This is a genomic window from Nocardioides pini (assembly GCF_026712185.1).
Lineage (GTDB): Bacteria > Actinomycetota > Actinomycetes > Propionibacteriales > Nocardioidaceae > Nocardioides > Nocardioides pini.
The window spans coordinates 448,439-460,929 of sequence record NZ_JAPPUX010000003.1 but is presented as its reverse complement, the minus strand read 5'-3'; the positions used below and the strand labels follow the sequence as shown (position 1 = coordinate 460,929).

Annotated in this window: 11 protein-coding genes and 1 riboswitch; of the genes, 5 read left to right on the top strand and 6 right to left on the bottom strand. The window is 72.5% G+C overall.

Annotated elements, in window-relative coordinates:
• Window positions 1-22: 22 nt before the first annotated feature.
• From NYO98_RS11940 to mfd, 3 genes are read right to left on the bottom strand one after another with little or no spacing between them, the layout of a single operon-like run.
• Window positions 23-448, bottom strand: a complete 426-nt coding sequence (locus NYO98_RS11940) for a MazG nucleotide pyrophosphohydrolase domain-containing protein (RefSeq protein ID WP_268111953.1) — start codon at window positions 446-448, stop codon at window positions 23-25.
• A gap of 4 nt (window positions 449-452) precedes the next feature.
• Entirely contained in the window at window positions 453-1,121 is a 669-nt protein-coding gene (locus tag NYO98_RS11935) for a hypothetical protein (RefSeq protein ID WP_268111952.1), read from the bottom strand.
• A gap of 5 nt (window positions 1,122-1,126) precedes the next feature.
• Complete coding sequence (gene mfd, locus NYO98_RS11930; RefSeq protein ID WP_268111951.1) at window positions 1,127-4,723, bottom strand: transcription-repair coupling factor; 3,597 nt, start codon at window positions 4,721-4,723, stop codon at window positions 1,127-1,129.
• Window positions 4,724-4,879: 156 nt separating this feature from the next.
• Here mfd and NYO98_RS11925 point away from each other — a divergent pair, with 156 nt between their 5' ends.
• Both NYO98_RS11925 and NYO98_RS11920 read left to right on the top strand, forming a co-directional pair.
• Complete coding sequence (locus NYO98_RS11925; protein ID WP_268111949.1) at window positions 4,880-5,557, top strand: hypothetical protein; 678 nt, start codon at window positions 4,880-4,882, stop codon at window positions 5,555-5,557.
• Between the two features lie 123 nt (window positions 5,558-5,680).
• Window positions 5,681-7,189: a M20/M25/M40 family metallo-hydrolase gene (locus NYO98_RS11920; protein WP_268111948.1), complete on the top strand. Its 1,509-nt coding sequence runs from the start codon at window positions 5,681-5,683 to the stop codon at window positions 7,187-7,189.
• A gap of 32 nt (window positions 7,190-7,221) precedes the next feature.
• On the opposite strand, the gene NYO98_RS11915 is transcribed toward NYO98_RS11920, so the two are convergent.
• Complete coding sequence (locus tag NYO98_RS11915; RefSeq protein ID WP_268111946.1) at window positions 7,222-7,632, bottom strand: VOC family protein; 411 nt, start codon at window positions 7,630-7,632, stop codon at window positions 7,222-7,224.
• Window positions 7,633-7,681: 49 nt separating this feature from the next.
• Window positions 7,682-7,748: riboswitch (guanidine-III (ykkC-III) riboswitch) on the top strand.
• Window positions 7,749-7,759: 11 nt separating this feature from the next.
• On the opposite strand from NYO98_RS11915, the gene NYO98_RS11910 reads away from it, so the two are divergent.
• Window positions 7,760-8,074, top strand: coding sequence for a DMT family transporter (locus NYO98_RS11910; protein WP_268111944.1), 315 nt, complete (start codon window positions 7,760-7,762; stop codon window positions 8,072-8,074).
• A 21-nt stretch (window positions 8,075-8,095) separates the two neighbouring features.
• Here NYO98_RS11910 and NYO98_RS11905 read toward each other — a convergent pair whose 3' ends face one another.
• Together NYO98_RS11905 and NYO98_RS11900 are read right to left on the bottom strand one after the other, a co-directional pair.
• Window positions 8,096-8,866 (bottom strand): 3'(2'),5'-bisphosphate nucleotidase CysQ, encoded by a 771-nt coding sequence (locus NYO98_RS11905; protein ID WP_268111942.1) that lies wholly within the window; start codon window positions 8,864-8,866, stop codon window positions 8,096-8,098.
• Window positions 8,867-8,876: 10 nt separating this feature from the next.
• Complete coding sequence (locus NYO98_RS11900; RefSeq protein ID WP_268111940.1) at window positions 8,877-9,653, bottom strand: helix-turn-helix domain-containing protein; 777 nt, start codon at window positions 9,651-9,653, stop codon at window positions 8,877-8,879.
• A 470-nt stretch (window positions 9,654-10,123) separates the two neighbouring features.
• Here NYO98_RS11900 and NYO98_RS11895 point away from each other — a divergent pair, with 470 nt between their 5' ends.
• Together NYO98_RS11895 and NYO98_RS11890 are read left to right on the top strand one after the other, a co-directional pair.
• Window positions 10,124-11,572, top strand: a complete 1,449-nt coding sequence (locus tag NYO98_RS11895) for a sensor histidine kinase (protein ID WP_268111938.1) — start codon at window positions 10,124-10,126, stop codon at window positions 11,570-11,572.
• Complete coding sequence (locus tag NYO98_RS11890) at window positions 11,550-12,233, top strand: LuxR C-terminal-related transcriptional regulator (protein ID WP_268111936.1); 684 nt, start codon at window positions 11,550-11,552, stop codon at window positions 12,231-12,233. The genes NYO98_RS11895 and NYO98_RS11890 overlap by 23 nt, the downstream gene beginning before the upstream one ends.
• Window positions 12,234-12,491: the final 258 nt, after the last annotated feature.

The window sequence follows — 12,491 nt, the reverse complement described above, 5'->3', positions numbered from 1 at the left end:
CGTCGGTGCGGACCGACGATCCTCATGACGTCCCGGTCGCCCTCTCGGCCTTCTGGGCCTTCTCGGCCTTCTCGGCGGCCTTCGCGGCGTTCCACAGCCGCAGCACCTCGGCGGCGTCGGTCGCGACCGCGTCGCCGAAGACGTGGGGGTTGCGGCGCTCCATCTTGGCGATGACGCCGCGAGCGACGTCGTCGAGGGTGAAGTCGCCGGCCTCCTCCGCGATCACTGCGTGGATGACGACCTGCAGCAGCAGGTCGCCGAGCTCGTCGCACAGCGCCGCCGGGTCGCCGGACTCGATCGCCTCGACGACCTCCTCCGCCTCCTCGCGCACGAACGGGATCAGGGAGGTGTGGGTCTGCTCCCGCTTCCACGCGCACTCGCGCCGGAGCACCCGCATCTGCTCGGCGAAGTCCTCCAGGGCCGAGCCCTCGGGTGTCGGGGCGGTCACGGCGTCAGCCGCAGCGGTGGTTGACCGGCAGCGTCTCGGCGAAGGCCGGGTCAGGCTCGGTCGCCTGGCCCGCCTTGGCGGTGTCGCCGACCGCGACCGAGGTGCTGGTGTCGACCGGGGACAGCACGCCGTCGACGGTGCGCAGCCCGAAGCGCGGGTCGACCTCGAGGGTGTGCGTGTTGGGCCACTGGTTGAAGACGTCGATGCCGGCCTGGGTGGTCTGCTCGGCGGTCGGGTCCGTGACGCCCTGGTCCTCCAGGACGATCCGGCCGACCTGGTCGAGGATGTCCTGCGCGTAGGCCGAGGTGGAGGCCAGCTCGACGTAGTCGTCCTGGACCTCCTCGGGCTGGGTGCTCGCCGTGCCCTTGCGCTGGGCGACGTCGTTGGCGTAGGTCGTGCCCGGCTCCACGCCGTAGTCGTCGGCGATCTGCGAGGCCTGCGAGCGCAGCGTGAGCAGCTGCACGACGTACTGGCGCACGAAGCCCATCGGCACCGCGGACTCGAGCTCGCCCACGGCCGTGCAGTAGTTCGCCGTCACCTCGTCGACGTGGCGCGTCGAGATCTCCTCGTCGCCGACCTTGACCGCGACGCCGGGACTGGCGCTGCCGCAGCCGGTCAGCAGCAGTCCTGCGAGGGCCGTCGTCGCAGCCGTCATCAGGCGGGTCTTGCTCACGGGGGTCACTCCTTGGTCGGCGCGGGCGCGGGCGGGTCGACCACATCGTCGATCACGGCGCGGGCCCATTCAAGCAGGGCCACGCCCGCCACCGGGCGCACGGGGAACCCGGTCCCCTGCGGCCGCGGGACGAGGATGGTGCTGACCGGCGCCTTGACGACGCTCTTCGGGTGCAGCCGCTGGAGGCGTACGACGCGCGACTCGGGCAGGTCGACCGGCGCGAACCGGACGTACTTGCCCGCCACCGTCACCTCCTTCACGCCGGCCTGCCGGCAGCGGGCCCGGAAGCGCGCGACGACGAGCAGCGACTCCACGACCTCGGGCGGGTTGCCGTAGCGGTCGAGGAGCTCGGCGCGGACCTCGTCGACGTCGGCGTCGGTGCGCACCTCGGCGAGCCGCTTGTAGATCTCGAGGCGCAGCCGCTCGCTGGGGATGTAGTCGTGCGGGAGGTGCGCGTCGACCGGCAGCTCGATGCGGACCTCGGCGAGCTCCTCCTCGGCTCCGCCCTTGAAGTCGGCCACCGCCTCGCCGACGAGGCGGACGTAGAGGTCGAAGCCGACGTCGGCGATGTGACCGGACTGCTCGCCACCGAGCAGGTTGCCGGCGCCGCGGATCTCGAGGTCCTTCATCGCGATGGCCATGCCGCCGCCCAGGTCGGAGTGCTGGGCCAGGGTCGCGAGCCGCTCGTGGGCGGTCTCGGTGAGCGGCTTCTCCGCCGGGTAGAGGAAGTAGGCGTACGCCCGCTCCCGCGACCGGCCGACGCGACCGCGCAGCTGGTGCAGCTGCGAGAGGCCGAGGGTGTCGGAGCGCTCGATGATCATGGTGTTGGCGTTGGACACGTCGAGGCCCGACTCCACCAGCGTCGTGCAGACGAGCACGTCGAACCGCTTCTCCCAGAAGTCGAGCATCACCTGCTCGAGCTGGCGCTCGTTCATCTGGCCGTGCGCGGTCGCGACCCGCGCCTCGGGCACGAGCTCCTTGATCCGGGCGGCGGCCTTCTCGATCGACTGCACCCGGTTGTGGATGTAGAACACCTGGCCCTCGCGCAGCAGCTCGCGACGCACGGCCGCGACCACCTGGCGGTCCTCGTAGGCGCCGACGTAGGTGAGGACCGGGTGCCGTTCCTCCGGCGGGGTGGTGATCGTGGACATCTCGCGGATGCCGGTGACCGCCATCTCGAGCGTGCGCGGGATCGGCGTCGCGCTCATCGAGAGCACGTCGACCGACGTGCGCATCCGCTTCATCTGCTCCTTGTGCTCGACGCCGAAGCGCTGCTCCTCGTCGACGATGATGAGGCCGAGGTCCTTGACCTTGATGTCGGGGTTGAGCAGGCGGTGGGTGCCGACGACGACGTCGATCGACCCGTCGGCCAGGCCGGCGACGACCTCCTTGGCCTCCTTGTCGGTCTGGAACCGCGACAGGCCCTTGATGACGACCGGGAACCCGCTCATCCGCTCCGAGAACGTCGACAGGTGCTGGGTGACGAGCAGCGTCGTGGGAACCAGCACGGCGACCTGCTTGCCCTCCTGGACCGCCTTGAACGCCGCCCGCACCGCGATCTCGGTCTTGCCGTAGCCGACGTCGCCGCACACGAGCCGGTCCATCGGCACGACGCTGCGCATGTCGGCCTTGACCTCGTCGACGGTGGTGAGCTGGTCGACGGTCTCGGTGAACGGGAACGCGTCCTCGAGCTCGCGCTGCCACGGGGTGTCGGGGCCGTAGGCGTGGCCCCGCGTGGCCTGGCGGGCGGCGTAGAGCTTGATCAGCTCGGCCGCGATCTCGCGGACCGCCCGGCGCGCCTTGTTCTTGCGCTTGGTCCAGTCGCCACCGCCGAGGCGGTCGAGGCTGGGGTTCTCGCCGCCGACGTAGCGGGTGACCTGGTCGAGCGTGTCGGCCGGCACGTAGAGCATGTCGTTGGGGCCGCCGCGCTTGCTCGGGCCGTACTCCAGGACGAGGTACTCGCGCACCGCGCCGCCGATCTCGCGCTGCTTCATCTCCACGAAGCGGCCCACGCCGTGCTGCTCGTGCACGACGTAGTCGCCGGCCTTGAGCTCGAGCGGGTCGATCTGCTTCTTGCGCCGCGCGGGCATCTTGCGCATGTCGCGCGTCGACGCCTTCTGCCCCGACAGGTCGTCGCCGGTGACGACCGCGACCCGTGCCTCGTCGTCGACGATGCCGTGCACGAGGTGGCCGCAGGTCACGGTGACGACGTTGGGCCCGGCGGTGTCGCCCTCCTCGACGAGGCGAGCGGCGATGTCGTTCTCGCCGAGCAGCTCGACGAACCGCTCGGCGGGTCCGTGCCCGGCGTGCACCACGACGACGTCGCGGCCGTCGGTGACCCAGCCGCGGATGTCGTCCACGGCCTGCTGGAGGTCGCCGCGGTAGGCCTCCGCGGGGTGCGTCGGCAGCGTGCGGCTCGGCACCCCGACCGTCCGGGCGTCGACCGGCACGTCGCTCGTGTCGATCCCGAAGGGGCTGACCGTCCACCAGGCGTGGCCGAGGCCGAGCGCGTGCAGCCGGACGTCGGCGATCTCGCGGTAGGACGCCGCGCCGAGGTCGATCGGCGCGGTGCCGCCGCCGGCGGCCGCGGCCCACGACGCACCGAGGAACTCCTCGCTCGTCGCGACCAGGTCGTGGGCGCGGGTGCGGGCGCGCTCGGGGTCGAGGACCAGGACCGTGGTGTCGGCCGGCATCAGGTCGACCAGCAGCTCCATCGAGTCCACCAGCGCCGGCGCGAGGGACTCCATGCCCTCGACGGCGATCCCGGCGGCCATCTTGTCGGTGAGCTCGAGCAGCTGCGGGTGCGCCTGGCCGAGCTCGGCGGCACGACGTCGTACGTCGTCGGTGAGCAGCAGCTCGCGGCACGGCGGGGCCCACAGCCGGCCGACCGTCTCGAGGGTGCGCTGGTCGGCGACGGAGAAGGAGCGGATCTCCTCCACGTCGTCGCCCCAGAACTCCACCCGCAGCGGGTGCTCCTCGGTGGGTGGGAAGACGTCGACGATGCCGCCGCGGACGGCGAACTCGCCGCGCCGCTCGACCATGTCGACGCGGGTGTACGCCGCACCGGCGAGACCGCGCACGACGTCGTCCAGCGCCCGGGTGTCGCCGGGGGCGAGCTCGACCGGCTCGATGTCGGCGAGGCCGGTGACCTGGGGCTGCAGCAGGCTGCGGATCGGCGCGACGACGACCTTGAGCGGGCCGTTGGCAGCGTCGGTGCCGGGGTGGCGCAGGCGCCGCAGCACGGCCAGCCGCCGTCCGACCGTGTCGCTGCGAGGGCTGAGGCGCTCGTGGGGCAGGGTCTCCCAGCTCGGGTAGTAGGCGACGACGTCGGGGTCGACGAGGTCGGCGAGCTCCTCGACGAGGTCCTCCGCCTCCCGCGAGGTCGCCGTGACGGCCAGGACCGTGCGCCCGCGCTCGACGAGCCCGTGCACCACGAAGGGCCGCACGGCGCCCGGCCCGGTGAGGTCGAGGGACGACTGCACCGCGGCATCAGCGAGCGCACCACCCAGGGTGGGCGCGGCGACGACGCGCCGGGCGACGGCGGCGAGGGGCGTGGACGGCACCGGGGATCCCTTCGAGAGCACGCGGAAGAGCCCCCACATGAGCGGGAGGTGGGGGAGGGTGAAAGTCTACGGGGGCTGCCGCATGCGGGCGCGCGGGGGACGAGGGGTTTGTCCCGTGCGGCTCAGGGGTAGCACCACCTCAACGCCCGGCGTTGCCGGGCGGCCAGACCTTCTCCTGAGAGGAACAACGGGGACATGCGCACCACTCGTCTCATCGCCGGCACCGTCACTGCCGGACTGCTCGGCCTGGCGCCGATCACCATCGCCGCGCCCAGCCAGGCGGCCGACACCTGGACCACCTCCACCGTCGCGACGCCGAGCGTCGCCCAGGTCGAGTACGGCGACGACCTCTACATCTCCGTCGACCTGTCCAGCTCCGACGGCTACTCCCCCGGCGGCTCCGAGGGCACCGTCACGCTCTTCGCGATGGAGGCCGGCTCGAGCGCCTGGGTCCCGGTCGCCACGGCCGAGAACACCTACGCCTCGTTCTACGACGTCAAGCCGCAGATGAACACCCAGTACAAGGTCGTCTACAGCGGGTTCACCTCCACGACGAACTACCAGGACAACTACACGCCGAGCGAGTCCGCGCCCTTCACGGTCGGCGTCGCGCGCAAGATCACCCGCCCCAGCTCCGGCTTCGTGATCAAGGGCAAGGTCACGCCCAGCTACGCGAAGAAGAAGATCGTCATCAAGGTCTCCAAGAAGGAGAAGAAGGGCTACAAGACCTGGAAGACGATCAAGACCGACAAGCGGGGCAAGTACAAGGTCCGGCTGCCCCGCCGCGGCGGCACCTGGTACTGGTCGTTCACGGTCAAGGGTGACGCGAAGTACCTCGCCAACGGCTTCGGCTGGCGCACCTGGGTCTCCTGACCCCCGCACCTCCACGCACGTCCGCACGGCCCGGCAGAGCACCCGCTCCGCCGGGCCGTCGCACGTCCGATGCGACTTTCGACCCTTTACCGTCCGCAAGGCGGACACATAGGTTCGCCTGCCATGAACCACATCTCGGGATCCGACCAGTCCACCCTGCCCACCTCCCCGCCGTCCGACCAGCGGGGCGCCCTCAGCCGTCGCAGGCTCCTCGCCGGCGCCGCCGGCGGCATCGCCGTCGTCGCGGCGGGCCAGCCCGCCTGGGCCGCCGACGCGACCCGCCCGGGCGCCGTGCGCGGGCCCTCCCTCGCCGTGCGCGACCGCCAGGTCGTGCAGGGCATCCGCCCCTCGCGCGCGCTGGCCGACCTCCGCGTGCTCTCCGAGCGCATCGGGCCGCGCATCGGCGGCACCGCCTCGGAGAAGGCGGCCGCGGAGTTCGCGCTCACCTCGCTGCGCAGCGCCGGCTGCCGCGACGTACGCCTCGAGCCGTTCGCCGTCGCCGACAAGTTCCTCGCCGACATCGGCGACCCCGACGGCCAGCTCCCCGACGACATCTGCTGGCAGGCCGGGGCCTCGCCGGACGCGGGCCTCGACGCCCCGCCCGTCACCGGTCGCGTGGTGGACGTGAAGGCGGCCACCGCACCCGCATGGCCCGCCGACCCGGCCGCGGTGACCGGGGCCGTCGTCCTCGCCGACGACGCCCAGGACGCCGACGCCGCGACGCGCGTCAACCTGCGTGCCGCCTTCGTGCTGGAGGCGCAGCGCCGCGGCGCTGCCGCCGTCGTGCTGCTGCCGGCCGACCTCGCCTACCCGCGCCGCGCCTCCGCGTCGTCACCGCGGCTGGTGCCGACCACGGGGTCCACACCGCCTCCGTGGACCGCCGTTGCCACCATCCCCGTCCTCGGCGTGGCCCAGGTGCAGAAGCGGCTGCTGCGCGAGGACCTGGCCGTGCGTCCGCTGCGCCTGACGATCGGCACCACCTCCCACCGCGGGCTCACCAGCCACAACGTGCTGGCCGACATCCCCGGCCGCGCCGGCGCGGGCGCACCGCTCGTCTACGTCTCGGGTCACTACGACTCGGTGATCGGCGCCCCCGGCGCGAACGACGACGGCTCGGGGACGGTGCTGACCCTCGAGCTCGCCCGCGTCCTGAACCGGCTGCGCAAGAGCGACGCCACGGTCCGGCTGGCGCTGTGGGGCTCTGAGGAGCAGGGTCTCATCGGCTCGCGCCACCACGTCGCCCAGCTGTCGGCCGCCGATCGCGGCCGCATCCGCGGCGTCTTCCAGAACGACATGGTGGGCACCAGCTGGAGCCCGGCGACGCGCTACTGGCAGCTGTCGTTCTCCGGCACGGGCAACGCCACGACCGAGCAGGTCACGGCGGCCGCCGAGCGCCTCGGCTACGACCCGCAGATCTCCCCGGTGACCCAGCGGGGCGCCAGCGACCACCAGTCGTTCCAGGAGGTCGGGATCGCCTCGGCCAACTTCTCCTGGCGCGGCGAGGAGACGCCGGCCCTCCTCGAGCCGCCCTACCACTCGCCCGAGGACACCATCGAGAAGAACATCAGCATGGACCGGCTCACCGTCAGCATGGAGCTGATCGGCTGCGCGGCCTACGCGCTCGCGCAGTGACGCGCTGACCCGGACGTCGTACGACGTCGCGCTCAGGCGGGCGGGGGTGGGCCCGCGTCCACCTCCGCCTGCGAGCGCAGGATGCAGAACTGGTTGCCCTCGGGGTCGGCGAACACCACCCACCCGGTGCCCGGGCCGTGCGTGCCGCGCTGGTCGGCGATCTCGACGGCCCCGAGGCCGCGGACCCGCTCGATCTCCTCGTCGCGGCTGCCCTCGCGCGGGCGCAGGTCGAAGTGGATCCGCTTCGCCGGGAGCTCGGCGTCGGGCACCTCGATGAACAGGATGCTGTGGCCCGTGTCGGGATCGAGGATCACGCACTCCTCGTGGCCGGGCTCGTTGGGGTCGCCCTCGACGTCGACGTAGCCGAGCAGGGACTTCCACCACTCCGACAGCGTGAAGGCGTCGTGGCAGTCGACGGTGGTGTGTGAGACGAAGGAGGTCATGGCGCCACGCTGGCAAGGCGGAGGTCCACCCGCAAGCGGTTATCGTGGCGGTGCGCCCCGGACGCGGGCGCCCGGACGAGGGAGCTGTACCCGGCGAGCGACAAGACGGCCACGAAGGAGAGACGTCATGTCGTGGATCGTGCTCGTCCTGTCCGGGGTGCTGGAGGCCGTGTGGGCCACCGCGCTCGGCCGCTCCGACGGCCTCACCCGCCCCGTGCCGACGGCGACCTTCCTGGTGGCGCTGGGGCTGAGCATGGGCGGCCTGGGCTACGCCATGCGCACGCTGCCGGTCGGCACGTCGTACGCCGTCTGGGTCGGCATCGGCGCCGTGCTGACGGTCGTCGTCGCGATGCTGACCGGCACCGAGGCGTTCTCGGTGGTCAAGGCCCTGCTGCTGACCGGTCTGGTCGGCTGCATCATCGGGCTCAAGCTCGTCCACTGAGCCCGGCCCGCGACCAGCGCGTCAGGCGGTGCCGTGGCGCCGGACGAAGTCGACGATCTGGTCGGCTAGCTCGGGACGGCAGACGATGAGGTCGGGCAGCGAGGTGTCGTCCTCGTTGTAGACCAGCGGCGAGCCGTCGACGCGGCTGCAGTGCAGGCCGGCGGCGCGGGCGACCGCGACCGGGGCGGCGTTGTCCCACTGGTACTGCCCGCCGGCGTGGACGTAGGCGTCGGCGATGTCGCGGACCACGCTCATCACCTTCACACCCGCGCTGCCCATCGGCACCAGCTCGGCGTCGAGCTCGGCGGCGAGCGCCTCGACGAAGGCGGGCGGGCGGCTCCGGGAGACGGCGATGCGCGGACGCTCCGACGTGCGCGGCGGCACCACGCTGGGCCGGCCGGTGCTGAACGTCTCCCCCAGCGCGGGCTGCGCGACCGCGCCCGCGACGAGCTCGCCGTCCTCCCAGAGGGCGACGTGCACGGCCCAGTCGTCGCGCGGCGGCTCCGAGAACTCCCGGGTGCCGTCGAGGGGGTCGATGATCCACACGCGCCGCGCGGTCAGGCGCGACTTGTCGTCGGACGCCTCCTCCGACAGCACGCTGTCGTCGGGACGGTGCTGGGTCAGGATCCGGTCGAGCTCGGCCTGCGCGGCGGCGTCACCGGCGTCCTTGAGCGCCTTGCCCTCGAGGCCGTCGGCCGCGGCGCCCGCGCGTACGTCGAGGAGCACCGAGCCGGCCCGTTCGGCCGCCCAGACGGCGAAGGCGTGGTCGTCGAGCGTGGTGGGATCCATCATGGGCGGCAGCCTATCGACGGCCGGCGCCCACCTTCTCGCCGCTCCGGTCGCGGCCCGGGTGGTCACCCGGGTCGTCACCCGGGTCCTCACCCGCCCCCCGGGGTCGCGGCACCAGGCCGGCGCCCCCCCGGGCGTCGTAGGCCTGGTGGTACATCGCCACCGCCTTGAGCTGCGTCGACGCCCCGAGCTTGGCGCGCAGGGCCTTGACGTGGCTGCGGACGGTCCCCTCGGCGACCCCCATCTCGACCCCGACCTCCGCGACCCGTCGCCCGGAGGCGAGGAGCTCGAGCACCCGCCTCTGCTGGGGCGACAGCGAGTCGAGCTGGTCGCGCACGTGACGGCGCCGGTCGCGGTCCATGGCCCACGAGGTGCGCAGGGCCGCTCGCTCCTCCGGGTCCATCGACGAGGTGCCCGAAGTGAGGCGGTGGACGACGTCGGCGAGCTGGGAGACCGAGGTCGTCACGGTGACCACGTCGACGGCGTCGTTGGACAGCAGGCCGCCCCACTGGGTCGAGGTGTCCGGGGAGCTCACGACCACCACCCGCGCGTCGCCCGGCTGGGCGAGCGCCTCCACATGGCCCACGACGGCGGAGTTGTCAACCCCGTCGACGATGGCGACGACCACCGCTGGTCGGGAGGCCACGGGAACGGGAGAGCCGCCCTCGTCGACCACGGACTCCCACCTCCGGGTCTCGGCGGGCACCCCGACCGAGCGCAGCGCGGCCGTGACCGCCTGCGCGACCAAGAGGTGCGGGGACAGCACCCAGACCGGACCTGGCACGCTCATGAAGCCTCCTCCCGCTTGCCGGCACGCACAGCCTGTCCGCCCGAGGCCCCGGCACGTCGACCCTTTGGCGAACGTGCACATATTTGGGGACGCGACGCGCCCCCGCCTTCCGGACCCACGGGTGACCACGAGCGGCGCCTACCACCTTGAGGGGAAATCGCCGCATGCTCAAGCCCCGCTGGGGGCGACCTGAGGGGCTCCTTGACGAAGCCTCCAAGAGTCCTGCGAACGGCGGACCAGACCGCCTTTGCCCTATTTGCGGTACGACCACAGAATCATTGGACCCCCCGCACCGTGAGTTGCACTCTCAGCCGAGAGCCTGGCTCGCACATCAGATGCACGTCGTGCTCGGCAGCTTTGGGAGGCAGCCGGCACGTCTCGACGACAACTTGAGCTGTATTGCAGGGGGGAAGCAGGAGATGTTGGGGTTCTGCAGGGGGGATCTGCGCCACAGGTGCCGGACGGGAGTGATGGGGCTCGCCTCGTTCCTCGTCCTGGTGTGGATCGGATCGGGGACAGACCACGCATGGTGGTCGCCGCCGTCGGCGTCGACGGTGCCGTCGCTGGGACAGGGGGTCGTCAGCGGCGTCTTCGTCGCCGCCGCCGGCTGCACCGCGCTCGTCACGTGGCGCAAGCACGCGGGCAGGGCGGGCTGGATCGCGGCGACGGGTGCACTCGTGGCCGCCCAGGCCCTGGTCGTCACGCTCATCGCGCTGCACAGCACGCCGCCGCGAGGCTTGGCCGTGCAGCTGCTGATGCTGGCGGTCGGCATGGCCGGGATGCTCGGGGTGGTCGTCCCGCTCCTGGCTCCCGAGCGCGTCCGGCGCGTCGTCGACGAGACGTTCGTCATCGGCCTCGGGCTGGGACTCGTGGCAGCAGGCCACCTGCTGCTCCAGTTCCCGCGGGTCCAGCCACCGTCGACGATCATGCAGCTCCTCATCGGGGTGCTCCTGTGCACCCACCTGCTCGCCGCGGTCCTGGTGCTGCAGCAGCGCGCCGCGTCCCGGCCGGTCAGCGCCCTGCTGCTCGTCACGGTCGGCGTGGTCGTCCTCGGCCAGCTGGTCCCGCCGTCCGGGCTCGCCGGCGGCAACGTCGACGCCGCCCTGTGGCTCGCCCGCACGGCTGTCGGTGCCGCCTGGCTCGGCATCGCCTGGGCCGCGCTGCGCCGGACCCTCGAGGAGGAGCGGCGGCGCATCGACTCCTTCGAGCACGTGCTCGTCAACGCCGGCCGCGAGGAGCGCGAGCGGCTCCACGAGCTGCGGAGCACGATCGCCGGGCTCGTGAGCGGGTCAGCACTCCTCGACCGTGAGGACCTCCCCAGCGAGGTGCGCGAGCGGCTGTGGGCGTCGCTGCGGCGCGAGCTCGACCGGATGGAGCGCATGCTCACCGGCACCGGCGCGCAGACCACCGACCTGCGCCTCGACGACGCCCTGACCCAGATCCTCGACCTGCAGCGGCTCAAGGGTCGCCGCGTCGAGCTGCACTCCACCGGCGACGTCGTCCGGGCTCCGTTCGACGCCCTCGCCGAGGTGCTCAACATCCTCGTCGACAACGCTGCCAAGCACGGTGGCACCGACGAGAGCGTGGTGGAGGTGATGCGGCGCGACGAGGAGACCGTCGACATCACGGTGACCGACTTCGGCCGCGGGATCCCCCGCGAGCAGCAGGGGCAGATCTTCGAGTGGGGCAAGCGCGGCACCGAGTCGATGGGCGAGGGCATCGGGCTCAACGTGGCCCAGCGGCTGATGACCGAGGCCGGCGGCTCGCTGCGGCTGGCCGACCGGGACGGCGCGGGGTCGTCGTTCGTCATCTCCCTCCCCGCGGCCCGCCGCTCGACCGAGAACGACCTCGGCGTGACCCGGCTTCCCGCACCGCGACGGACGATGGAGGACGGCCGTGCCTGGCGCGTCACGGGCTGAGCACCGGGTCCTGATCATCGACGACCACGTGCTCTTCGCGGAGTCGCTCGAGCTCGCCCTCTCGCTGGAGGGCTACGACGTACGACGTCTGGAGCCGCCCGACGAGGGCGGGTCGATGGCCACCCTGCGGTCGCTCGCGCTGCGGGCCAACCCCCGCACGGTGCTGCTCGACCTCGACCTCGGCCGGTTCGGCGACGGGATGAACCTCGTCGCGCCGCTGGCCCGGGCCAACGCCAACGTCGTGGTCCTGACGGCGTCGGACGACGTCGGTCGCTGGGGCGCGTGCATGCGGCTCGGAGCGCGCAAGGTGCTGTCGAAGACCGGCGCCCTGCAGCAGGCGCTCGCCACCGTGCGGCGGCTCCACCAGGGGCTGCCGGTGGTCACCCGCGAGGAGCTCGAGTCGCTGCTCGAGGCGTGGGCCCGCGACCGGCAGGCCCACGACGACGTCCGCCGCCGGCTCGACCTGCTCACCCCGCGCGAGCGCCAGGTGCTGGGCGCCCTCATCGAGGGGCGCACCGTGCGCGCGATCGCCCAGGACAGCGTGGTGTCGGAGGCGACGGTCCGCACCCAGGTGAAGTCGATCCTCGGCAAGCTCGAGGTCTCCTCGCAGCTCGCGGCCGTCGGCATGGCCAACCAGGTCGGCTGGAAGGTCGGCGCCTGAGCCGAGACCAGCTCGGCGCCGTGGTGAAGGCACCGATCAGGCGCCACGGCGCGGACGTGGAACGCGGCGGCCGAGGAGGGGGACCTCGACCGCCGCCCACTGGTTCACATCGGGTTCCGGGTGACGAAGCGTGGGGTTCCGCGTCACGCCAGCGGCCACCTGGAGGCGGCCAGTGCGGGGCTGGCCCGAGAAGTGTGAACCAGTGCTTGGTGCACCTCTTCGAGGGTAGGTCCGCCGCGGCTGGACTGCCCATCCCTC